The sequence below is a fragment of the Nocardia glycosmidis genome, assembly GCF_052545115.1.
This window is the reverse complement of record NZ_JBQWRH010000032.1, coordinates 1-21,221: the sequence shown is the minus strand read 5'-3', so window position 1 is coordinate 21,221 and position 21,221 is coordinate 1. Positions and strand designations below refer to the sequence as shown.

Below are 21,221 nucleotides of genomic sequence, written 5' to 3'. Positions count from 1 at the left end.
TGAGGGGAGGTGGGACGCCCGATGATCGCTGGAACACCGGTGCTCGACCTCGACGATGCCGCTTCACTCGAGGCAGCCGATGCCGGCGGCGCCCTGCGCTCGGCCGCTTCCGGCGGCGCCCAGGTGCGCGCCACCGCGGCGGCCGTCGGTGAGCATGCGCTGGCCCGTTTGACCGACCTGCGGCCGCGCAGCGTGGTGCTGGTCTCTGGTTCCGGGCGGGCCGCGCGCGCCGCGGGACTGCTCGTCGCCGCGCTCGGCGACCGTAGCGGCCTGCCCATCGTGCCCGCCGCCGCCTTGCCACCGTGGGTGGGGCCGCTGGACGTCGTGCTGGTCGCCGGCGACGACGCGGGCGACCCACGGCTGATCGACGCCGTCGACCGAGCACTGCGCCGCGGCGCCGAGGTGATCGTCGCGGCGCCGCACGAGGGCCCGCTGCGCGCCGCCGCGGCCGGTCGCGCCGCACTGCTGGAACCGAGGGTGCAGGTGCTCGGGCACAATCGCCTGCTGCGCTTCCTGGCCGCCGGCATCGCGGTGCTGCGCGCGGTCGACCCGGTGCGCACCGGCCTGTCCGTCCCCGAGCTGACCGAACTGGCCGACGTGCTGGACGCGGAGGCGCTGCGCGACGGTCCGCACAGCGAGGTCTTCCATAATCCCGCCAAGATGTTGGCCGCGCGGATGCAGCAGCGTGGCATCGTGCTCGCGGGCGATTCACCCGCCGCCGCCGAGTTGGCCGAGCACGGGGCCGAAGTACTGCTGCAGTCCGCGGGCAAGGTGGCCACCGCTGTGGACCTGGCCGAGGCCGTGGCCGCGAACGCCCGGATGACCGAGGCCGCCGGCGGATCCGCGCCCGATTTCGATCCGATGTTCCACGACGAGGAACTGGACGGACCCGCTCCGGTGGAGCGCGTCCGGGTCTTCGTGCTCAGCGCCGATCGCGATCGGGCCGCTGCCCGCCGCCGGATCGCGGTGTTCGGCGGCGATGGGTCGAATCTGGTGGACGCCGACCTGGTGAACGCCGACGTGGACCTGCTGCACACCGGGATGACCGACCCCACCGCGCCCGGACCGACCCACGCCGAGGAGTCCGCGCCCGGGCAAGGCACCGAACTCGAACAACTCGCGGTGCTCGCGCTGCGACTGGAGATGGCGGCCGCCTACCTACGGCTGATCGGCTCCCGCACCGCCGCGGCCGACAGCCAGGAGCAGTTCGGGGGAAGTTACTAGTGCACGAACTCGTTGGTGCGCTCCGCTCGTATGCCTGGGGATCGCGCACCGCGCTCGCTCAGCTGTGCGGCAGGCCGGTGCCCTCCGCACATCCGGAGGCCGAACTATGGTTCGGCGCCCACCCGGCCGACCCCGCATACGTGCGGCTCGGCGACCGCACCACCTCGCTACTGGAGCTGGTCGCCGGCGACCCGGAGCGGGAATTGGGCGCCGCCGCGGCGGAATTCGACGGCAAGCTGCCGTTCCTGCTCAAGATCCTGGCGGCCGAGGAACCATTGTCCTTGCAGGCGCATCCGAGCGCGGCGCAGGCCAAGGCCGGGTTCGAGCGAGAGAACCGGGCGAAGGTGCCGGTGGACTCGCCCTTGCGCAACTACCGCGACGAGAACCACAAGCCCGAGTTGGTCGTCGCGCTGGACCGCTTCGAGGCGCTGGCCGGTTTCCGCGACCCGCACCACACCGTCGCACTGCTGCGCGCACTGGCCGTGGACGCGCTGAACTCCTACTCCGAATTGCTTGCCGCCCAACCGGATTCGGATGGTTTACGCACCCTGTTCACGACCTGGATCACGCTGCCGCAGCAGGTGCTCGCCACGCTGCTGCCGATGGTGCTCGACGGCTGCGTGCGGTATCTGTCCGCCAAGGGCACGCGGGAGTTCACCGCCGAGGCGCGCACCACGCTCGAACTGGCCGAGGCCTACCCCGGCGACGCGGGGGTGCTCGCGGCGCTGCTGCTGAACCGGGTAACCCTGGAGCCCGGTCAGGGGTTGTTCCTCGCGGCCGGGAACCTGCACGCCTATCTGCGCGGGCTCGGGGTGGAGATCATGGCCAACTCCGACAACGTGCTGCGCGGCGGTCTCACGCCGAAGCACGTCGATGTGCCGGAACTGTTGCGAGTACTGGACTTCGAGCCGATCGGCCTGCCCGTCGTACTGCCGGAGCCGGTGTGCGACGGGTCGGTGCGTTATCGAACGTCCGCGGGGGAGTTCGCGCTACGACGGTTCGACCTCGTCGCGGGCTCGGCGCGGGTACCGCTGACCGCGGCGGGGCCGGGCATCGTGCTGTGCACCGCGGGAACGGTGCGACTGTGGCACAACGACTGCTCGCTCGAGCTCGCCCGCGGTGGCGCCGCCTGGATTTCGGCCGCCGACATCGACATTCGGGCGCAGGCGGTGGACAGCGACGTCCAGCTGTTCTGCGCCTGCGTCGGCGCGGCCGCCTGACCTGCCGTCGCACCGGCCCAGGCGGCTGCCTCGCCTTCGCTCGGCCCGGCGCATAAGCGGCTGCCACGAGCCTTCGCTCGGCCCGGCGCATAAGCGGCTGCCACGAGCCTTCGCTCGGCCCGGCGCATAAGCGGCTGCCACGAGCCTCCGCTCGGCCCGGCGCATAAGCGGCTGCCACGAGCCCCCACCCCACCCGGCACACAACCGGCCGCCACGAGCCCCCACCCCACCCGGCACACGAGCCGCTCCCCCACACCTCCCTCCGTCCGGCACACGAGCGGCTCCCTCGAACCTCCGCTCTGCCCGGCGCGGGCTGACGACGAACTATGTCCGACTGCGCCCATTAGGCTGTTCGCGGATAGCTCGCAGACAGAGAGGACATGCTGCCATGTCGGCTGGCGGTGGCAAGAAGGCCATCATCGCGGCGTTGACCGCGAACGCGGGAATCGCCGCGGCGAAGTTCGTCGGTGCGGTGATCACCGGCTCCGGGTCGATGCTCGCCGAGGCCGTGCACTCCGTGGCCGATACCGGCAATCAGGGGTTGCTGCTGCTCGGTCAGCGTCGCGCCGAGCAGGAGGCCGACGAACTGCACCCGTTCGGGTACGCGCGCAACCGCTACTTCTATTCGTTCATCGTGGCGCTGGTGCTGTTCACCCTCGGCTCCGGATACGCCATCTATGAGGGCATCCACAAGATCCAGCATCCTGAGCAGCTGAGTTCACCGATCGTGGCGATCGTGATCCTGCTGATCGCGATCGCGCTGGAGACCTACAGCTTCCGAACGGCGATGCGCGAGTCGGCGCCGCTGAAAGGTGACGCGAGCTGGTGGCGGTTCATCCGCAATTCGCGCAGCCCGGAACTTCCGGTGGTGCTGCTGGAGGACACCGGCGCGCTGATCGGCCTGCTCCTCGCGTTCGCGGGCGTCGGCCTGACCATGCTCACCGACAACCCGGTGTGGGACGGCGTCGGCACGCTGGCCATCGGCGCGCTGCTCGGCGTCATCGCGGTCGTGCTGATCGTGGAGATGCAGAGCCTGCTGATCGGCGAGGGCGCCACTCCCGACGAAAACCAGCTGATCCGCGCGAACCTGGTCGACGACACCCGCATCGATCGCGTGATCCACCTCAAGACCCAGTACCTCGGTCCGGAGGAGCTGCTTGTGGCCGCGAAAATAGGCGTGGTTCCCGGCCTGGACATCGCCGCTATCGCGACCGCGATCGATGACGCCGAGTCGCGCGTCCGTTCGGTGGTCCCCGCCGCACGCGTCATCTACCTCGAGCCGGACCTCTACCGCACCGCACCCGCCAAGGGCTGAGGCCCGCCGGATAGCGCGGCGTTACGCGGTGCTCAATGGAGCTGGTTGGCGGGGGCGCGCAGGAGATCGAGCGGGTCGGCGTGGATGGCGAAACGGTCACGCAGGGCGTGGCGCGCGGCATGCAGGCCGTTCATGCCGTGCACGCCGGGGCCGGGCGGGGTGGCAGACGAACACAGGTAGACGCCCGGAAGCGGAGTGGCGTAAGGATTCCAGCGCGGGGCCGGGCGGAACGCGAACTGGCGCAGAGTCATCGCACCCGCGGAGATGTCACCGCCGATGTAATTGGCGTTGTGCGCGGGCATTTCGGCCGCAGTGCGGACATTCTGGGCCACGATCAGATCGCGAAAACCCGGTGCGAAACGCTCGACCTGGGCGATCACATCCGCGCTGACATCACGGGTGGAGCCGTTGGGCACGTGGGCGTAGGTGTAGAAGGTGTGCCCGCCCGCGGGTGCGCGGGTCGGGTCGACCACACCGGGCTGGATGGACAGCACATAGGGCCGTTCGGCGTGCCGCCCCATAGCGACGGCATGCTCGGCCGCCATTGCCTCGGCGCGGGTGCCGATCACGTGCACGGTTCCGGCCAGCGCACAGTCCTCGACCTGCCAGGGCACCGGCCCGGAAAGCGCGAAGTCGACCTTGCAGGCCGCGCCGCCATAGCGGAAATGCCGCAGTCGGTTCGCATACCTCCGGGGCAACCGGTGCCCCGCGATGCGCAGCAGTTCGGCCGGGACGAGATCGAGCAGGATCGCGCGGACCCCAGAAAACTCGGAAAACTCGGAAAACTCTTCCAGCGAGTCGACCCGATGCCCGGTGTGCACCCGGCCACCGAGCCGTTCGAGTTCCGCGATCAGTGCGTTGGGAATCGCCTGGCTGCCGCCACGCGGAAAGACCCAGCCGCCGGCATGGGCCAGGGTGGCGAGCAGCAGCCCGGCCCCAGCGGCGGTGATCGCGCGCGGCGGGATGATGGCGTGGGTGGCGACACCGGTCAGCAGAGCGGGTGCGACCTGTTCGCGAAACCTGATGTCCCACAGCGGCGATCCCTGCTCCAGCACGCGCAGGCCGAACCGGATCGCGGTCGCGAGCCCGGATGGCACGCGACGCAGATCCGACATCGCGACATCGACCACATCGGGCCAATGCCGCAGCAGCGGTGCGAACAACCTGCGCCAGGCGGCGCCGTCACGACCGAGGCCATCCACCGTGCGCTCCAGGTCCCGCCAAGCCAGTCCGGCCACCGCGCCGTCGAGCGGATGCGCGTAGGACACCTCCGGGGCGAGCAACTCGACGCCGTGCGCGGCCAGATCGAAGGCACGGAACACCGGTGACGCCAACGCCATCGGATGCGCGCCCGCGCACACGTCGTGCCAGTAGCCGGGCAGCGTCAGCTCCGCCGTCCGCGATCCGCCCCCGGGCGTCGCCTCCGCCTCGAAGACTTCCACGGTCAGCCCCGCCCGGGCCAGGATCACCGCGGCGGTGAGCCCGTTCGGTCCGGCGCCGACCACCACCACATCAGCCATACCCCCACGCTACCGGCGACGATCACCGAAACCGGTGGCCGGCGCCGCCAAGCGGCGCGTAACACGACCGGCTAGAAATGCCCTACGTGTTACCCTATGTCTATGAAGGCGAAGACGAGTGTGTATCTCGAAGCGGAGCAAGCGTCCCGCCTGAAGCGGGCGGCTGAGGCATCCGGCCGATCCGAGGCCGACCTCATCCGCGAAGGCATCGATCTGGTTCTGTTGCGTACGCCGCGCACTCCGCGGACACGTCCATGGCCCACGTTCGACTCCGGCGATCCGCAGTTCGCCGCCCAGGCGGACACGCTACTGAACGAAGCCTACGAACGGTGAGCTTCTTCATCGCCGACACCTCGGCGATCATCGCGGCCTACGACAGCGCCGCCCCGCACGGAGCACGCGTCCGCGAACTGCTCGCGACGTCCGTCGCGGTCGTCTCGCCACTGGTCCTCGACGAGGTCGACCACCTCCTCGTGGCACGCTTCGGCAAAGACCGGCACGTCGCCGACCCCGTACTGGATGACCTCGTCACGTCCGCGGAAGAAGGTGCGGTACTGGTTCCGACCGTGGATCACCACGATCTGCGGGTCGCTCAGAAGCTCATCCAGCAGTATCAGGGGTTGCGCTTGGACCTGGCCGATGCCGTCAACGTGGTTGTCGCCGAACGCTATCTGACCAACGCGATATTGACCCTCGACGAGAAGGACTTTCGCGCCATCAGGCCCTTGACCCCCATTCACCCCGCGTTTCACCTTCTCCTCCAAGACAGTTGAGTGCGCCGAAGCTGTCGGCGATGGTCGCACAGCTCGGGACGCACCTGCAGGAGTGCGCGGCTCGGACTCGAACGCGACGAAGGCCCGCGGATCCCGCGGGCCTTCGTCGAGCTGTTCCGCTCACCGGCTGCCCGACTCGGGCCGCGGTGCCTGCGGATGGGCTTTTGCCCGTTACGCCTTGACGAGAACGGTGGCCTCGGCCTCCTGGGCGGGCGGCGCGCCCGGGGTCCCGTGCTCGTCGTCGACCATGGTCCGCTCGTCGAAGGGCAGTTTGCGGTCGAGGACCTCATGCACCCGGTCCACGTCGACGGTCTTGGTCCAGGTGCCGATCAGCACCGTGGCCACGGCATTGCCGGAGAAGTTGGTCAGCGCCCGCGCCTCGGACATGAAGCGGTCGATGCCGACGATCACCCCGACGCCGTCGAGCAGCTCGGGCCGGTGGCTCTGCAATCCGGCCGCCAGCGTCGCCAAGCCCGCGCCGGTGACACCCGCCGCCCCCTTGGACGCGATGATCATGAACAGCAGCAGGCCGACCTGCTCGCCGATGGCCAGCGGCTTGCCCATCGCCTCCGCGATGAACAGCGAGGCCATGGTCAGGTAGATAGCGGTGCCGTCCAGGTTGAACGAATACCCGGTCGGCACGACCACACCCACCGTGGTGCGCTCGACACCCAGGTGATCCATTTTCGCGATCAGACGCGGCAGCGCCGACTCCGAGGACGAGGTCGCGACGATCAGCAGGTACTCCCGCGCCAGGTAGCGGACCAGCTTGAAGATCGATACCCGCGAGACTGTCCACAGCAGCACGCCGAGCACACCGAAGACGAACACCAGGCAGGTCAGGTAGAACGCGACCATCAGCGTGCCCAGCTTCACCACCGCGTCCAGGCCGGTCTTGCCGACCACGTTCGCGATCGCGCCGAACGCGCCGACCGGCGCGAGCCACAGAATCATCACCAGGATCCGGAACACCAGCTTCTGCAGCAACGCCACGCCGCGCACGATCGGCTCGCCGGTCTTGCCCATGGCCTGCACCGCGAAACCGACCAGCAGTGCGATGAACAGCGCCTGCAGGACGTTGCCCGAGGTGAGCGAGGACAGCAGTGTGGCGGGGACGATGTTCTGGATGAAATCCCAGGTACCGCCCGCACTGTGCGCCTGGTCGGCCAGACTGTGACCGGTATTGGCCGACTTGGCGATATTCAACCCGGTGCCGGGTTGCACCAGATTCCCGACGACGAGGCCGATCCCGAGCGCGATCGTCGACATGATCAGGAAGTAGCCGATGGCCAGACCGCCGACCTTGCCGATCGTGGCCGCCGCGCGCACCGAGCCGATTCCCAGCACGATGGTGCAGAAGATGACGGGGGCGATCATCATCTTGATGAGATTGACGAAGATGGTCCCGAGCGGGGCGAGGGACTGCCCGACACCGGGCGCCAGCCAGCCGACCAGGACGCCTGCGACCACCGCCACGATGACGGCCAGATACAGCCAATGGGTGCGGTCGTGCCGCGTTCGAGTCGAGTCGCTCATGGCGAGGATTTCCCTTCGAGAGGTACCGAAGTGAGGTGGCTCACGCCCCCCAGGCAAAATAATGGTCGAACCGGTGACTCCGGTCACGGTTTGGTGCATTTCTTTCAGTGGAGGACAAGTTTGTGAGACGCGGTCGGCTCTCTCTCGCCGGTCAGGCGTTCGTCTTCCAGTTGATCGTGCTCGCGGTGGTGGTCACGATCGGCGCGCTGCTCGCGGTCCTGGACGCCAGGCGCGACAGCGACGTCATCACCACCCGCGAGGTCACCCGCGTCGCGGTGACCGTGGCCGATTCGCCGTCCACCATCGCCGCCATCCACACCGATGATCCGGCGGCGCTGTTGCAGCCGGTAACCGAGAAGATCCGGCGCGACACCGGTATGGACTTCATCGTGGTCATGGCGCCGGATCGGACGCGCTACACACACAGCAATCCGGCCCTGATCGGGCTGCCGTTCTCCGGCAACATCGATCGCGCGCTGGCGGGCGAGACGTTCACCGAGACCTACACCGGCACGCTCGGCCCCTCGATCCGGGCAGTCACTCCGGTCTACGACGGCGGGAAGATCATCGCCCTGGTCTCGGCCGGCGTGACCCGCGCGAAGATCGGCGAGCAGGTCGCCGCCCAGCTCCCGGTGATCCTCGGCGTCGCCGGGGCCGGCCTCGCGCTCGCGGCGGGTGGTTCGTTCCTGCTGAGCCGTCGGCTCCGCCGGCAGACCCACGGTCTCGCGCCCGACGAACTGCGCGTGATGTACGAGCACCATGACGCGGTACTGCACTCGGTCCGCGAGGGCCTGGTGGTGTTCGGGGCGTCCGGCGATAAGGCCGAGGTGGTGAACGACGAAGCGCGCCGCCTGCTCGACCTACCTGCCGGAACGGTGCGGCGCGGCGACCTTCCGCTGTCGCTACAGCGGATGAAGTCGGGCACCGTGCGCGACGAGATGCATGTGACCACCGACCGGATCCTGCTGGTCAACCAGGACACCGTGGAGTGGGAGGGTCGCCCGATCGGCACGGTGACGACGATCCGCGACCACACGGAGTTGCAGGCGGTGATGGGCGAACTCGATTCGGTGCGCAGCTTCGCGGCGTCCCTGCAAGCGCAGGCGCACGAGTCCGCCAACCGGCTGCACACGGTGGTCACCATGGTCGAACTGGGCCGCCATCGGGAGGCTATCGAGTTCGCCACCTCGGAACTCCAGATGTCCCAGGCGCTGATCGATCGGTTGTTCGCCGCGGTCGGCGCGCCGGCGTTGGCCGCGCTGCTGCTCGGCAAGGTGAACCAGGCCGCCGAACGCGGTATCGAACTGACCATCACCGACGACACGGCGCTCGACTCGGTGGACCCGCTGTCGGCGCACGAAACCGTCACCTTGGTCGGCAATCTCGTCGACAACGCGATCGACGCCGCCGCGGACAGTCCGTCCGGCTGGGTGGAAGTCACCCTGCGCCATCAGGATGGCTGCGCCGAAGCCGGGGCAGCGCCCGATACGTCGATGCTGGTGGTCCGGGTCGCCGACAGCGGGCCCGGGATGTCGGCGGAGATTTTCGCGCGCGCCTCGCGGCGCGGCTATTCGACCAAAGCCGACCATCATGGGCTCGGTCTCGCACTGGTCCACCGGCTGGTGACCCGCCACGGCGGAACCATCCGCACCCAACGGGATCCCGAAAGCGCGGTGACCGTCACGATTCCACGAGAGGAAGCACGATGATCCGAGTGCTGATCGTCGAAGACGAGCCACTGATCGCCGAGGCGCACCGGGCCTATGTGGAGCGCATCACCGGATTCACGCCGGTCGGCATCGCCCACACCGGACGCGAGGCGATGCGTGCGGCGGCCGAGGCCGCAGCCAAGGGCGCTCCGATCGACCTGGTGCTGATGGACATCGGGCTACCGGACGCGAGCGGCCTCGACGTCGCCGCCGCGCTGACCGGACTGGCTCCGCGACCGGACGTCATCGCGATCACCTCCGCACGCGATCTCGCCCTGGTGCGCACCGCCGTGGCGCACGGCGTGGTGCTGTATCTGCTGAAGCCGTTCACGTTCGCCGCGTTCCGGGACAAGCTGGAACGCTACCGCGAGTTCCGCACCGCGCTGCCCGCCGGTGAGAGCGCGGTCTCGCAGAACGACATCGACCGGGCGTTGAGCGCGTTGCGCACGCCCGACCAGCGCGCCGCCACCCCCAAGGGCGTCGCGCCGCAGACCCTCGACGAGATTTCCCGCACCGTCCGCGCCGCCGAGAGCGAGGGCGTCACCGCCGCGGATACAGCGACCGCGATCGGGGTCTCCCGCATCACCGCCTGGCGGTACCTGGAGAAACTGGCCGACGACGGCTTGGTGATCCGGCGCTCGGACTACGGCCGGGCAGGTCGTCCGAAGTCCCGCTACGTCTGGAAGAGCGCCGGCTGATCACACCGACGACGGCTCCGGCGCGGGCGCACGACGGCCGAGTTGGACCGGCAACCGCTGATAGCCGTGCAAGGTGAACAGCTCACGCCGCGACGGCACGCCGCCTAAGCGCAGGTCGGGGAACTGCTCGAACAGCGACTGTAGGGCGTATACGCCCTCCATCCTGGCAAGGCCGCCGCCGAGGCAGACGTGTATGCCACTGCTGAAGGACAGGTGATCCTTGGCATTGCCGCGCCCGACGTCGAACCGGCCGGGATCGGCGAAGACCGCGGGGTCGCGGTTGGCGCCCGCCAGCGACAGCACCACCGTGTTGCCCTCGCGCACCAGGACGCCGTCGATCTCCACGTCGGTCAACGCCGTGCGCGCGGTGGTCTGCACCGGCGAGTCGAAGCGCAGGATCTCCTCGACCGCGTTGGGCCACAAATCCGGCTCGGCACGCAACCGCTCCAACTGATCGGGGTGGGCCAGCAACTGGGCGACGCCATTGCCGATCAGATTGACCGTGGTCTCGAACCCCGCGCCCATGAGCAGGCTCGCGGTGGCCTTCAACGCGAAGGAGTCCAGCTCGCCCGCGGTGACCAGGCTGCTCAGGATGTCCGCGCCCGGCTCGCGGCGCAGCCGTTCGATATGCCGGTCGAGGTAGTCGTTCATCACCTCCATCGCCAGCAGGGCCTTGCGATGCGCGCGCCACGGGATGCCGACGTCCAGCAGCGGCGTCATCTGATCGCCCCAGGCCAGGAACATCGCCTTGTCCTCGTCGGGAAAGCCGAGCATCTCGGAGATGATCGCGATCGGCACCTGGGCGGCGTACGACGCGATCAGATCGGCCGAGCCACCCGCGGGCAGCTCGTTCAGCAATTCCGCGGTGACCGTCTCGACGCGATCGCGCAGCCTGCGGATGGCACGCGGGGTGAACGCCGAGGCGACCGGCTTGCGCATCCGCGTGTGCTCCGGCGGATCGATCACCAGCATCGACGGCGGCTCGACCGGGTTCGGCGGCAGGGGAAAACGCTCTGCGAGCTTCTGCATCGGTTTGGGGATGTTGAAGCTCTCCGTGGTGCGCACGCCGAAGCGGGTATCGCGCAGGATCGAACGGCACAGCTCGTAGTCGAAGGTGGCCCACGCGATCGGGGTCCGCAGCAGCCTGCCGTGCCCACGCAGTCGCTCGATCAGCGGATAGGGGTCGTCGCAGCCGGTCGGGCCACCCATCAATTCGGCGAACGGGTCGCCCCGGCGGGCCTGTAAACGCAGGGCGAGGCGAGGCGCGCCTTGCACCGACAACCAGCGGAACCAATACTGTGGCTTCATAGTTCACCCCGTCGCTATGCGATGACTCTACTGCTGTGCGATGACTCCACTGCTGTGCGATGACTCCACCCTACGGAAGTCCCCGGACAAGTGGAACGTCCCATTGTCGGATCAGCGCATTGTCGGATCGGCGCTCCTACCACGGTGGGCGCCGTCGCGCGGGGATCGCGCTGCCCGTTACGGCGCGCGACTCCACCTCGCCGGCGCTCGCCCACACCTGCACCCGCAGGCGCTCGCTCACCCGCGCTGCGCGGTGACTCGTTCCGATGCGATACGGCGATCCCGCAGCGCCGGATCGGGGTTGACCACCTGCACCAGCGAAGCGCCCGCGGCGAGCACCGCGAGGTAGCCATCGATGAGCTCGGCGGGCGTTTCCCACGGCGTACTGGACAGCACCCGGTCGCCCTCGGCGAAGCCTTGCCACAACGCCGATTTCCGCGCCTCGGCGAGTACTTCGGCGACCGCCATGCCCTCCAGCGCGACACCGGCGCCGCGGGGCAGGAACTGGTCGCCGTGCACCCGCACGGAGGTCGCGAAATCGGTGACGCCCACCGGCAGATCGCGCACCGGGGCGCCCATGGCGTCCAGCGACAGCGCCGCGACCTCACCCGCGCCGTCGGTATCGTCGAGGCGATCGGGGGTCACCAAGGCCAAGTCGGCATCCGGGTCCGGGTGCAGCACCACCTCGGTGCCCGCCCACCAGCAGCCGAGCAGCACCGCGGCGGTCTGCCAGTGCGCGGGCAGCAGCACCGCGACCCGGGCGCCCGGGCTCAGGCCGAACTCGTCGCGAATCAGGTTGGCCGTCTTGGCCGCCCAGTTCGCCAGCGTCAGGCCGGACAGTTCGATCCGTGCGCCGGTCGAGTCGTCGTAATAGGTGACCCGCGGGCCCGCCGGCTCGCGGGCGAGGATCGGATCGAGCACCGCCTCGGTGAGGGTGTGTGCCTGGTCGATGTCACGCATGGTTCAGTTCACGCATTTCGGTCCGTTCTGGCCTGCATCGATCGGTGGGGCTGGTGGGACGGGTGTGGCGGACGTCGACGTTCCGGAGAGGTCGAAAACCTTGCCGGCCGCCGAGCCCGGACCAGAATAGTCGCTTGCCAGCACGACGCTCACCGAATCCGGCGACAGCGCCGGATCCGCGCGGATCGTCAACCCGCCGAGCGCCGTGGCCACTGCCTTGGCCTTCGGACCTGACGGGTCCGCGGCCAGCACCCGGCTGCTCGTGACATGGTCTCCGGTGTAGTTGGACACCGCGCCTTGGCGGAATCCTTTGGCGCTCAGCGCCCGCGCCACCTCCGCCGCGAGTCCGCCGACGCCACCCGCGTTGTAGACGTTGACCGTGACCGTCGTCGTGGGATTGGTACCGGACCCGGGCGTCCGCGTGGTTTCCCCCGCGTCGACCAGCGAGCCGACGTAGGTCTTGACCGACTTGGGATCGACCTTGACCACGGATTCGCCGCTGCGGGTCTCGCCGTTGAGATCGGCGACCGGAATGGTCTCGAACGTGACCTGCCCGCCGGAGAGATCCTTCAACTGCTGCAGGAACGCCAGCACGTCCCACTCGTCGTCCACCACGATCGTCCGGCCCACCGCGTCGCTGAGCTTGCGCAGGGTGGCCGGGTTGGCGAGTGTCTTCGCGCTGAGGACCTGGCGGACCAGTTGTGCCATGAACACCTGCTGGCGCACGATGCGATCGATGTCGCCGCGCGGCAGATTGTGGCGCTGGCGTACGAAACTCAGCGCTCGTGCACCGTCCAGGCGCTGGCGGCCCGCGGGGAAATCAGCGCCGGACATCCATTCGTCGACAGGGTTGCGCAGGCACACCTCGACGCCACCGACGGCGTCGGTGAGCAGCACGAAGCCGAGCAGGCTCACCTCCGCATAGTGATCGACGGTGATCCCGGTCAGGGCGGCGACCGTCTTGATCAGCGCCTGCCTGCCGGCCTGGGTGGATTGCCGCTGCGCGTCGACCGCCGAGACGCCGTGCTCGGTCAGTTTCGAATACTGGGCCGCCTTGGTCGTTCCGTAGGCCGAGTTGATCTTGCCCATGCCGAGGCCGGGAATATCGAGGTAGGCGTCGCGCGGAATCGAGATCGCGGTGGCGGAGCGCCCGTCGTTCGGCACGCGCAGCAGCACGATGGTGTCGGTATTGGTGCCGGATTCGTCGCCCGCGTGCAGGATGGCGCGCTCGCGGTCCGACAGCGGATTGCCGTGGGCGTCGGTCCGGCTGTCCACGCCGACCAGCAGGATGTCCAGCGCGCCGTCGCTGCCGCCGCCGAGCCCGAGGTCGCCGATGCGCTCGATATCGGCGACCAGCGCGTCGACGCTGCGCCAGGCGAAGCCGGTGAGCACGAGCACGATGACGGCGGCGGCCGCGGCCAGCGAGCGCCACAGCGCGGCCGATTGCGTATCGGGCCGGGGCGGCCGCGACGACACCGATATACCCTTCCGCTGCGACAACTGTGCATCCTCTCGCCGAAACCGGGTCTCATGGCGATGCGATAGCGACTGCCCCGCCACCTGTAGTTCCCGCCCGCCCCGCCCGGTTTCGGGAACCCCCGAGGCCTCGAGCTAGCGAACGGTCATTGCGAAGGACCTCAACCCCGAGCGCGGTGGCATGCCAGACTTGCGGCCGTGACCGACCCCACCGCGCCCGAACCCACCGTATCCGCACGCCTCGTCGTCACCGGGGCGCACGGCCAGGTGGGCCGGGAACTGCTGCGTCTGGCTCCGGACGCCCGCGGCTACGGGCACACCGAACTCGATATCACCGACCCCGCCGCCGTGCGCGCGGTGCTCGCCCCCGGCGACGTGGTGCTGAACTGTGCCGCGTACACCGCTGTCGACCGGGCCGAAACCGAGACCGAGGCAGCGTACGCGGGTAACGCGACCGGACCCGCCCGGCTCGCCGACGCCTGCGCGGCACTCGATGCTCGGCTCATCCATCTGTCCACCGACTATGTCTTCCCAGGTACCCACCAGCGACCCTACGACACCACCGATTCCACCGGGCCCGCGTCCGTCTACGGAAAGTCCAAGCTCGCCGGCGAACAGGCGGTACTCGCACGGTGCCCGAACGCGCACGTGGTGCGTACCGCATGGGTATACACCGGGCGCGGCGGCGATTTCGTCGCGACGATGCTGCGGCTGGAACGCGAACGCGACACCGTCGACGTGGTCGACGACGAGGTCGGCTCGCCCACCTATGCCGCCGACCTGGCCGCCGCGTTGCTCGAGCTGGTGGCGCGACCGGACGCGCCGCGAATCCTGCACGCCACCAACGCGGGCCAGGCAAGCCGGTTCGAGCTCGCGCGCGCCGTGTTCGCCGGAATCGGCGCGGACCCGCAGCGGGTCCGGCCCTGTGACTCCTCTGTATTTCCCAGACCCGCACGGCGCCCGTCATATTCGGTGCTGTCGGCACGTACCTGGGACAACGCCGGGCTGACTCCCTTGCGTGCCTGGCGGACGGCACTGGGCGACGCGCTGGCCCGCCGGTCCGGCTAGGGTTGGCGTCATGAGCGATCCCGCCGCGCCCGCGAGCCTGGCCGTTGTCACGGTGACCTATTCGCCGGGCGAACACCTCGAGCACTTCATCACCACCCTCGCCGCGGCGACCACGGAGAAACCCCAGGTGATCCTCGCCGACAACGGCTCGGTGGACGGCGTGCCGGAGCTGATCGCCGAGGGCAACTCGCATGTGCGGCTGCTGCGCACCGGCGGCAACATCGGCTACGGCGGTGCGATCAACCGGGCGGTCGCGGAGCTCGATCCCGGCATCGAGTTCCTCCTGATCGCCAACCCCGACATCCGCTGGGGGGTCGATTCCATCGACACGATGCTCGCGGCGGCCAAACGCTGGCCGCGTGCCGGCGCCATCGGGCCGATGGTGCTGGAGCCGGACGGCAGCGTGTATCCGTCCGCCCGCCGCGTGCCGGGACTGCTGGACGGCGCCGGTCACGCGATCCTGGGCGCGGTGTGGCAGTCCAACCCGTGGACCCGCCGCTACCGGCAGGAGAACGAGGACATCTCCGAGCGGGCCGTCGGCTGGCTGTCCGGGTCGTGCCTGCTGGTGCGACGCGCGGCGTTCGACTCGATCGACGGCTTCGACTCGCGCTACTTCATGTACATGGAAGACGTCGACTTCGGCGACCGGATGGGCAAGGCGGGCTGGCACAACGTCTTCGTGCCGGACGCCGAGGTCACCCACGCCAAGGGCCATGCGGCGGGCCGCCATCCCGAAGTCATGCTGCCCGCCCACCACGCCAGCGCCTACCGCTTCCAGGCGGATCGGCATCCGCACTGGTGGCAGGCACCGCTGCGGTTGGCGCTGCGGGCCGGACTTGCGGTGCGCTCGAAGATTGCGGTTCGATCTGCCCTGCGCCGACAGGCGCGGGACGCCGGTTAGCCGGCGCCGCAGCGAGCGAACAATGAAGACAGCCGAGCACTCGCTCGTGCCGGAGCCGAGCGCCGGCGCGGCGCGGGCACGAGTGAGCATGAACAGAGGAGCTCGATGACCGGAAACGCAGGCACCGACGCCGTGATCCTGGTCGGTGGGCAGGGCACGCGGTTGCGTCCGCTGACCCTTTCGGCGCCCAAGCCGATGCTGCCGACGGCCGGATTGCCATTTCTGACCCATCTGCTCGCCCGCATCGCGGAAGCCGGGATCACCCACGTGGTGCTGGGCACCTCGTTCAAGGCCGAGGTGTTCGAGGAACACTTCGGCGATGGCTCCGAGCTCGGGCTGGAGCTCGAGTACGTCACCGAGACCGAGCCGCTGGGGACCGGCGGTGCGATCCGCAACGTGCTGCCCAAGCTGCGCGCCGACAACGTGATGGTGTTCAACGGCGATGTGCTCGGCGGCACCGATCTCGGCGCAGTGCTCGATACGCACGAGTCGACCCGCGCCGATGTGACGCTGCACCTGGTCCGAGTCAGCGATCCGCGCGCGTTCGGCTGTGTGCCGACCGACGACGACGGCCGGGTGACCGCATTCCTGGAGAAGACCCAGGATCCGCCGACCGACCAGATCAACGCCGGATGCTACGTCTTCCGCCGCGAGTACATCGAGAAGATCCCGACGGGGCGTCCGGTGTCGGTGGAGCGCGAGGTGTTCCCCGCACTGCTGGCCGAGGGCGCCCGCCTGCAAGGGCATGTCGACATGTCCTACTGGCGTGACATGGGCACCCCGGAGGACTTCGTCCGTGGCTCCGCCGATCTGGTTCGCGGTATCGCGCCCTCCCCCGCGCTGCCGGGCCAGCGCGGCGAATCGCTGGTCCATCCCGCCGCGGGCATCGCCCCGGGCGCGGTGCTCATCGGCGGTACGGTGGTCGGCCGCGGCGCCGAGATCGGCGCGGGCGCACGTCTGGACGGCGCGGTCGTCTTCGACGGCGCGGTGATCGAAGCGGGCGCCACTATCGAGCGCACGATCATCGGTTTCGGCGCGCGCATCGGCCCGCGCGCGCTCGTCCGCGACGGCGTCATCGGCGACGGTGCGAACATCGGCGCCCGCTGCGAACTTCTGCGCGGCGCCCGGGTCTGGCCGGGCGTGGAGATTCCCGACGGCGGTATCCGCTTCTCCACCGACGTCTGACCCTGGACAGCGCCCCCCACGCCGGCGCATCCTCCCGGACGCTGCGCAAGCAGGCGCGAAATCGCCGGCTAGCTGAAGCCGACGGCCCGCTGGCCCCAAGCGGTGTGCAGGTCGCGGTCGGGGTCGTCGACGACTCGGTCGGCGGTGTCGAGTACCAGGGCTCGGCGGGCCGAAGGCCGGTAGGGGGGCCAGTGCTTGGAGCCGTCGATGGCCGCGGGGACGCCGTAGGTGGCGAAGGCGAGCCAGCGCCGCATGATGCGGCCGGAGATCTCCATGGCTGTCTTGCGGCCGCCGAGCCAGAACGTCGGGTCGTGGTTGATCGTGCCGAAATTGCCGAAGACGTAGGGCAATTCGGTGGCGTGACCCGCACCGACGCGCGCTGCCCGCAGCATCGGGGTGGCGTAGTCGAAGCGGTACATCCAGGTCGGCGAGTGCTGGGCGTGGCCATCGGCCACCCAGTGCGCGGGCATGCGGAACGCGGCGTCGGTGGACATGGCCAACGCCCCGCGGGGCTTGCTCAGATCCGGGTAGGCCGACGTGATCTCGGCGAGTCGCTCCGGTGACATTCCCGGATGGCTCGCGGCGACATCGCGCAGCATCGTGTTCACCGCGTCCGGGGTTACCGGCAGGATCGGCGAGCGGAGCAGCCGAAACAGCGACGCCTCGTCCTTGTTGGTGCCGACGATCAGGGGCACCCGGTGCGAACGCCCGTGCTGGAACTGGTCAATCGGGTAAGTCGGCAGCAGATCCCCGTCGACCACGGGCGCGGCCGCCAGCCTGCCCGGCTCTTTCAAAGGGACCTCGTCGAGCAGCACACCCGCGGCCGCGACGATCCGATCGATCGGACACTCCAGCAGTTCCGCGGCCCGGGAGGCGGGCAATTCCATCAACTCCAGGAAGCGCCGCGCCACCGCCGCGGCCCGCTCCGGTCCGAACACCGTTGTCGCGGGCGGGCTCTGGGCGATTGCCTTGTGGAACAGGCCCGCCGCGCGGGGCGAGGTAAGCAAAGCGGTGACGCAGCCCGCGCCGGAGGACTCCCCGAACAGCGTGACGTTGCCCGGGTCGCCCCCGAACGCGGCGATGTTGTCGCGCACCCATTCCAGCGCGGCGATCTGGTCGTGCAGGCCGAGGTTCGGCACGAAGTCGTCGCCGAGCGAGGACAGGTCGAGGAAGCCGAGCGCGCCGAGTCGATAGTTCACCGCGACGATCACGACGTCGCCGGCCAGGGCCAGTTTGCGCCCGTCGTAGATCTCCTGCGCGGCGGTGCCGAGACAGTACGCCCCGCCGTGCAGCCAGACCAGCACCGGGCGCGACCGGCCTGCTGGATCGCTGCCCTCGTGCCGCGGCGACCAGACGTTCAGCCACAGACAGTCCTCACCCATCGTGAGACCCGATTCGATGGGCACCATAGGGCCCATCGACTGCGGCGCTATCTGGCCGAAGCGGGTGCAGTCGCGCACCCCGTCCCACGGCTGCGGCGGCCGCGGCGGCGCGAACCGCGCGGCGCCGGTGGGGGCGCCGGCGTAGGGAATGCTGCGCCAGACGGAGATGGCGCCTTCGCGCACACCGCGCACGTCGCCGTACACGGTTCGCGCGATCGGATCGGCGAAATCGTCGGGACCGGGCACCCCCGCAGACAGCTCAGCGCGCATCGTAGACCTCCTCATACTCCTGTTTCGAGAGTACGTCGAAGATCGGTACGGACAAGTTTCAATGCCGAGACATTGCCGCATCAGTCGCTATTCATCCGCTGTTCAGACCGTTGACCGTAGCGCAGTGTCGATTTCGTCACGGTAGTGACCAATTGCTCGGCCGCGATATAGATAGCTGCAAAATTTCTATCGGCCGCGCGGCGTCGCGAGTCCGATCAGAACACCTCGGCAGCGCAGGCCCTAGGATGACCGGATGCCGAGTTACAGCTATCGGTGCCGCAGCTGTGGCGACACCTTCGAGTTGTCCCGTCCGATGGCGGAGTCGTCGGCGCCCGCGAGCTGCCCGAGCGGACACGACGACACAGTCAAACTGCTGACCACGTTCGCTACCGTGACGCGCGGCGGCGGCAATACGCCCGCACCCAGCCCCGCGGCGCCTGCCATGGGTGGCGGCTGCTGCGGAGGCGGCTGCTGCGGCTGACCTCGTTCGGCCGCGGCGGGTTCAGTCGCGCCGGTCGACGTGGCCGAGGTCGCGCTCGGGCGCCACCCGGTCGCGCACCCGCTGCTTGAGCACCGCGATATCGGGGAACCCGCCGTCCGCCTTGCGTTCCCAGATCTGTTCGCCGTCGACGGTGATCCGGAAGACCCCACCTGAGCCCGGAACGAGCGCGACCTCACCCAGTTCGGTGGCGAACGTGCTGAGCAATTCCTGCGCCATCCAGCTCGCCCGCAGCAGCCAGCGGCATTGGGTGCAGTACTCGATCGCGACGCGCGCCATGCCCGCTGACGCTACCGCCTCAGCGGCCGTGCGTGCCGTCCAGGTAGACCCAGGCACCGCCGGACCGGGCGAATCTGCTGGTCTCGCGCAGTTCGCCGCGACCGTCCGCGTCCCGGTAGTGCGCGACGAATTCCACGGTCCCGGTGTCGTCGAACAGACCGCCGCGATCGGTGCGGATGATCTCCAGATAGAGCCAGCGCTGTGCCGGGTCGAGCGCCAATTCCACCGGTCGGGTGCGTGGATGCCACGAACGCAGCAGGTAGTCGAGCTCGCCCACCGCGAACGCGGTATAGCGCGACCGCATCAGGGCTTCGGCGGTGGCGGCGGCGCGCTCGCCCCGCAACACCGGACCACAGCATTCCTCGAATGCTTCGCCCTGCCCGCACGGGCACCTTCGCGATCCGCTCATACCGCACCTCCTTCGGCGGGAACATTACGCAGGCCTCGCCCGGTCCGTCGCTCATCCCACTGTCTCTTCCTGCGTGAGCGGTTGTTCGGGCGACCGTCCCGAAAGCCCATCGGATGCCCGGCAGGGGCACAGCATGCTGTGGCGATTGCACGACCGCGTCCGTTTTCGGACAATTCGATAATTCCGCTGTTCGGTTGCGCAAATTGTCCGATTTCGCGTATCGGATGGATTGCGACCGCCGCCGGTCTCCGGATCGATCACACAATCTGGGAGTAATTTCGCGAGCCGCGGAGTATGACGACCGGCGCTATGATTTGCTTCATATAGCCGTCATATGGCCGCCGAATTGATCCTGGATCTGAGCTGCGTTTCAGGAGGATCGTTGACTGATGTAGCGCCCCGATCAGCGCCCCCGTTGGAGGCGGTGCGGCCCTATCCGGCACGGCTCGGCCCGAAGGGCTCCTATATCTGGAAGATGGTCACGACCACCGACCCCAAAGTGCTGGGCGTCATGTACCTGACCACGTCGATGGCCTTTTTCCTCATCGGTGGCCTGATGGCCCTGCTGATGCGTGGTGAGCTGGCGCGGCCCGGCCTGCAGTTCCTCTCGCCCGAGCAGTTCAACCAGCTGTTCACCATGCACGGCACGATCATGCTGCTGTTCTATGCCACTCCGATCGTGTTCGGCTTCGCCAACGTCGTCCTGCCGCTGCAGATCGGTGCGCCCGACGTCGCCTTCCCGCGCCTGAACGCCTTCAGCTACTGGCTGTATCTGTTCGGCGCCACCATGGCGACCGCGGGCTTCATCACCCCGGGCGGCGCGGCGGATTTCGGGTGGACGGCGTATTCACCGCTCACGGACATCACGCACTCCCCGGGAGTGGGGTCGGATCTGTGGATCATGGGCCTGGCTGTCTCCGGTTTGGGCACGATTCTGGGTGCGGTCAACATGCTGACCACGGTGATCTGTCTACGCGCACCGGGCATGACCATGTTCCGGATGCCGATCTTCACCTGGAACATCGCCGTCACCAGCATTCTGGTACTGCTGGCCTTCCCGCTGCTCACCGCGGCGCTGATGGGGCTGGCGGTGGATCGTCGGCTCGGGGGCAATATCTACGATCCGGCCACCGGCGGAACGCTGCTGTGGCAACACCTGTTCTGGTTCTTCGGGCACCCCGAGGTGTACATCATCGCGCTGCCGTTCTTCGGCATCGTCTCGGAGATCTTCCCGGTCTTCTCGCGCAAGCCGATCTTCGGCTACACCACCTTGGTGTACGCCACACTGGCGATCGGGATGTTATCCATCGCGGTGTGGGCGCACCACATGTACGCCACCGGCGCGGTGCTGCTGCCGTTCTTCTCGTTCATGACCTTCCTCATCGCGGTGCCGACCGGTGTGAAGTTCTTCAACTGGATCGGCACCATGTGGCGCGGTCAGCTGACCTTCGAATCGCCGATGCTGTTCTCCCTCGGCTTCCTGGTGACG

20 protein-coding genes are annotated in these 21,221 nt (G+C 68.9%); 12 read left to right on the top strand and 8 right to left on the bottom strand.

Going from position 1 to position 21,221, the window contains the following annotated elements; translation table 11 throughout:
- The first annotated feature begins 21 nt into the window (after window positions 1–21).
- The 3 genes from ACT86A_RS26615 to ACT86A_RS26605 all read left to right on the top strand — a co-directional run bounded on the left by ACT86A_RS26615 (window position 22) and on the right by ACT86A_RS26605 (window position 3,759).
- Window positions 22–1,224 carry a tobH protein gene (locus ACT86A_RS26615; protein ID WP_445094970.1) on the top strand — a complete coding sequence of 401 codons (1,203 nt, stop codon included), beginning with the start codon at window positions 22–24 and terminating at the stop codon, window positions 1,222–1,224.
- Window positions 1,224–2,444 carry a mannose-6-phosphate isomerase, class I gene (gene manA / locus ACT86A_RS26610; RefSeq protein ID WP_445094969.1) on the top strand — a complete coding sequence of 407 codons (1,221 nt, stop codon included), beginning with the start codon at window positions 1,224–1,226 and terminating at the stop codon, window positions 2,442–2,444. Before ACT86A_RS26615 ends, manA begins: the two co-directional genes overlap by 1 nt.
- Window positions 2,445–2,832: 388 nt before the next feature.
- Window positions 2,833–3,759, top strand: a complete 927-nt coding sequence (locus tag ACT86A_RS26605; protein ID WP_445094968.1) for a cation diffusion facilitator family transporter — start codon at window positions 2,833–2,835, stop codon at window positions 3,757–3,759.
- Window positions 3,760–3,791: 32 nt separating this feature from the next.
- On the opposite strand, the gene ACT86A_RS26600 is transcribed toward ACT86A_RS26605, so the two are convergent.
- Window positions 3,792–5,279 (bottom strand): phytoene desaturase family protein, encoded by a 1,488-nt coding sequence (locus tag ACT86A_RS26600; protein ID WP_445094967.1) that lies wholly within the window; start codon window positions 5,277–5,279, stop codon window positions 3,792–3,794.
- Between the two features lie 102 nt (window positions 5,280–5,381).
- Between ACT86A_RS26600 and ACT86A_RS26595 the strand changes: the two genes are divergently transcribed.
- Together ACT86A_RS26595 and ACT86A_RS26590 are read left to right on the top strand one after the other, a co-directional pair.
- A complete protein-coding gene (locus ACT86A_RS26595; RefSeq protein ID WP_445094966.1) occupies window positions 5,382–5,612 on the top strand; it encodes a ribbon-helix-helix domain-containing protein in 231 nt (76 codons plus the stop codon).
- Window positions 5,609–6,052: a PIN domain-containing protein gene (locus ACT86A_RS26590; protein ID WP_445094965.1), complete on the top strand. Its 444-nt coding sequence runs from the start codon at window positions 5,609–5,611 to the stop codon at window positions 6,050–6,052. Before ACT86A_RS26595 ends, ACT86A_RS26590 begins: the two co-directional genes overlap by 4 nt.
- Before the next feature lie 171 nt (window positions 6,053–6,223).
- On the opposite strand, the gene ACT86A_RS26585 is transcribed toward ACT86A_RS26590, so the two are convergent.
- The gene (locus tag ACT86A_RS26585; protein ID WP_445094964.1) at window positions 6,224–7,588 is read right to left on the bottom strand and encodes a cation:dicarboxylate symporter family transporter; all 1,365 of its coding nucleotides are present in this window, start codon (window positions 7,586–7,588) and stop codon (window positions 6,224–6,226) included.
- 122 nt (window positions 7,589–7,710) lie between these two features.
- Between ACT86A_RS26585 and ACT86A_RS26580 the strand changes: the two genes are divergently transcribed.
- Together ACT86A_RS26580 and ACT86A_RS26575 are read left to right on the top strand one after the other, a co-directional pair.
- Window positions 7,711–9,297 carry an ATP-binding protein gene (locus tag ACT86A_RS26580; RefSeq protein WP_445094963.1) on the top strand — a complete coding sequence of 529 codons (1,587 nt, stop codon included), beginning with the start codon at window positions 7,711–7,713 and terminating at the stop codon, window positions 9,295–9,297.
- Window positions 9,294–9,995: a response regulator gene (locus ACT86A_RS26575; protein WP_445094962.1), complete on the top strand. Its 702-nt coding sequence runs from the start codon at window positions 9,294–9,296 to the stop codon at window positions 9,993–9,995. Before ACT86A_RS26580 ends, ACT86A_RS26575 begins: the two co-directional genes overlap by 4 nt.
- On the opposite strand, the gene ACT86A_RS26570 is transcribed toward ACT86A_RS26575, so the two are convergent.
- From ACT86A_RS26570 to ACT86A_RS26560, 3 genes are all read right to left on the bottom strand, one after another.
- Window positions 9,996–11,303 (bottom strand): cytochrome P450, encoded by a 1,308-nt coding sequence (locus ACT86A_RS26570; protein WP_445094961.1) that lies wholly within the window; start codon window positions 11,301–11,303, stop codon window positions 9,996–9,998.
- A 237-nt stretch (window positions 11,304–11,540) separates the two neighbouring features.
- Complete coding sequence (locus ACT86A_RS26565; protein WP_445094960.1) at window positions 11,541–12,263, bottom strand: TIGR03089 family protein; 723 nt, start codon at window positions 12,261–12,263, stop codon at window positions 11,541–11,543.
- A 3-nt stretch (window positions 12,264–12,266) separates the two neighbouring features.
- Window positions 12,267–13,739, bottom strand: a complete 1,473-nt coding sequence (locus ACT86A_RS26560) for an LCP family protein (protein ID WP_445094959.1) — start codon at window positions 13,737–13,739, stop codon at window positions 12,267–12,269.
- A gap of 198 nt (window positions 13,740–13,937) precedes the next feature.
- Between ACT86A_RS26560 and rfbD the strand changes: the two genes are divergently transcribed.
- From rfbD to manB, 3 genes are all read left to right on the top strand, one after another.
- Complete coding sequence (gene rfbD / locus ACT86A_RS26555) at window positions 13,938–14,807, top strand: dTDP-4-dehydrorhamnose reductase (RefSeq protein ID WP_445094958.1); 870 nt, start codon at window positions 13,938–13,940, stop codon at window positions 14,805–14,807.
- A 10-nt stretch (window positions 14,808–14,817) separates the two neighbouring features.
- Window positions 14,818–15,708, top strand: a complete 891-nt coding sequence (locus tag ACT86A_RS26550) for a glycosyltransferase family 2 protein (RefSeq protein WP_445094957.1) — start codon at window positions 14,818–14,820, stop codon at window positions 15,706–15,708.
- A 105-nt stretch (window positions 15,709–15,813) separates the two neighbouring features.
- A complete protein-coding gene (gene manB, locus ACT86A_RS26545; RefSeq protein WP_445094956.1) occupies window positions 15,814–16,893 on the top strand; it encodes a mannose-1-phosphate guanylyltransferase in 1,080 nt (359 codons plus the stop codon).
- 68 nt (window positions 16,894–16,961) lie between these two features.
- Here manB and ACT86A_RS26540 read toward each other — a convergent pair whose 3' ends face one another.
- On the bottom strand, window positions 16,962–18,545 hold the full coding sequence (locus tag ACT86A_RS26540; RefSeq protein ID WP_445094955.1) for a carboxylesterase/lipase family protein: 1,584 nt from the start codon (window positions 18,543–18,545) through the stop codon (window positions 16,962–16,964).
- Window positions 18,546–18,798: 253 nt separating this feature from the next.
- Between ACT86A_RS26540 and ACT86A_RS26535 the strand changes: the two genes are divergently transcribed.
- A complete protein-coding gene (locus ACT86A_RS26535; RefSeq protein ID WP_445094954.1) occupies window positions 18,799–19,026 on the top strand; it encodes an FmdB family zinc ribbon protein in 228 nt (75 codons plus the stop codon).
- Window positions 19,027–19,047: 21 nt separating this feature from the next.
- Here the strand turns inward: ACT86A_RS26535 and ACT86A_RS26530 are convergent, their stop codons facing one another.
- Complete coding sequence (locus ACT86A_RS26530; RefSeq protein ID WP_445094953.1) at window positions 19,048–19,323, bottom strand: Rdx family protein; 276 nt, start codon at window positions 19,321–19,323, stop codon at window positions 19,048–19,050.
- A 19-nt stretch (window positions 19,324–19,342) separates the two neighbouring features.
- Entirely contained in the window at window positions 19,343–19,732 is a 390-nt protein-coding gene (locus ACT86A_RS26525) for a YchJ family protein (RefSeq protein WP_445094952.1), read from the bottom strand.
- Between the two features lie 382 nt (window positions 19,733–20,114).
- Between ACT86A_RS26525 and ACT86A_RS26520 the strand changes: the two genes are divergently transcribed.
- On the top strand, window positions 20,115–21,221 hold a 1,107-nt coding region (locus tag ACT86A_RS26520; RefSeq protein ID WP_445094951.1), incomplete at its 3' end, for a cbb3-type cytochrome c oxidase subunit I.

Bases quoted from the DNA above. Each gene is read 5' to 3' on its own strand.
- ACT86A_RS26615 (WP_445094970.1), top strand. From the start codon at position 22: ATGATCGCTGGAACACCGGTGCTCGACCTCGACGATGCCGCTTCACTC.
- ACT86A_RS26605 (WP_445094968.1), top strand. From the start codon at position 2,833: ATGTCGGCTGGCGGTGGCAAGAAGGCCATCATCGCGGCGTTGACCGCG.
- ACT86A_RS26600 (WP_445094967.1), bottom strand. From the start codon at position 5,279: ATGGCTGATGTGGTGGTGGTCGGCGCCGGACCGAACGGGCTCACCGCC.
- ACT86A_RS26595 (WP_445094966.1), top strand. From the start codon at position 5,382: ATGAAGGCGAAGACGAGTGTGTATCTCGAAGCGGAGCAAGCGTCCCGC.
- ACT86A_RS26585 (WP_445094964.1), bottom strand. From the start codon at position 7,588: ATGAGCGACTCGACTCGAACGCGGCACGACCGCACCCATTGGCTGTAT.
- ACT86A_RS26575 (WP_445094962.1), top strand. From the start codon at position 9,294: ATGATCCGAGTGCTGATCGTCGAAGACGAGCCACTGATCGCCGAGGCG.
- ACT86A_RS26570 (WP_445094961.1), bottom strand. From the start codon at position 11,303: ATGAAGCCACAGTATTGGTTCCGCTGGTTGTCGGTGCAAGGCGCGCCT.
- ACT86A_RS26565 (WP_445094960.1), bottom strand. From the start codon at position 12,263: ATGCGTGACATCGACCAGGCACACACCCTCACCGAGGCGGTGCTCGAT.
- ACT86A_RS26550 (WP_445094957.1), top strand. From the start codon at position 14,818: ATGAGCGATCCCGCCGCGCCCGCGAGCCTGGCCGTTGTCACGGTGACC.
- manB (WP_445094956.1), top strand. From the start codon at position 15,814: ATGACCGGAAACGCAGGCACCGACGCCGTGATCCTGGTCGGTGGGCAG.
- ACT86A_RS26540 (WP_445094955.1), bottom strand. From the start codon at position 18,545: ATGCGCGCTGAGCTGTCTGCGGGGGTGCCCGGTCCCGACGATTTCGCC.
- ACT86A_RS26535 (WP_445094954.1), top strand. From the start codon at position 18,799: ATGCCGAGTTACAGCTATCGGTGCCGCAGCTGTGGCGACACCTTCGAG.
- ACT86A_RS26530 (WP_445094953.1), bottom strand. From the start codon at position 19,323: ATGGCGCGCGTCGCGATCGAGTACTGCACCCAATGCCGCTGGCTGCTG.
- ACT86A_RS26525 (WP_445094952.1), bottom strand. From the start codon at position 19,732: ATGAGCGGATCGCGAAGGTGCCCGTGCGGGCAGGGCGAAGCATTCGAG.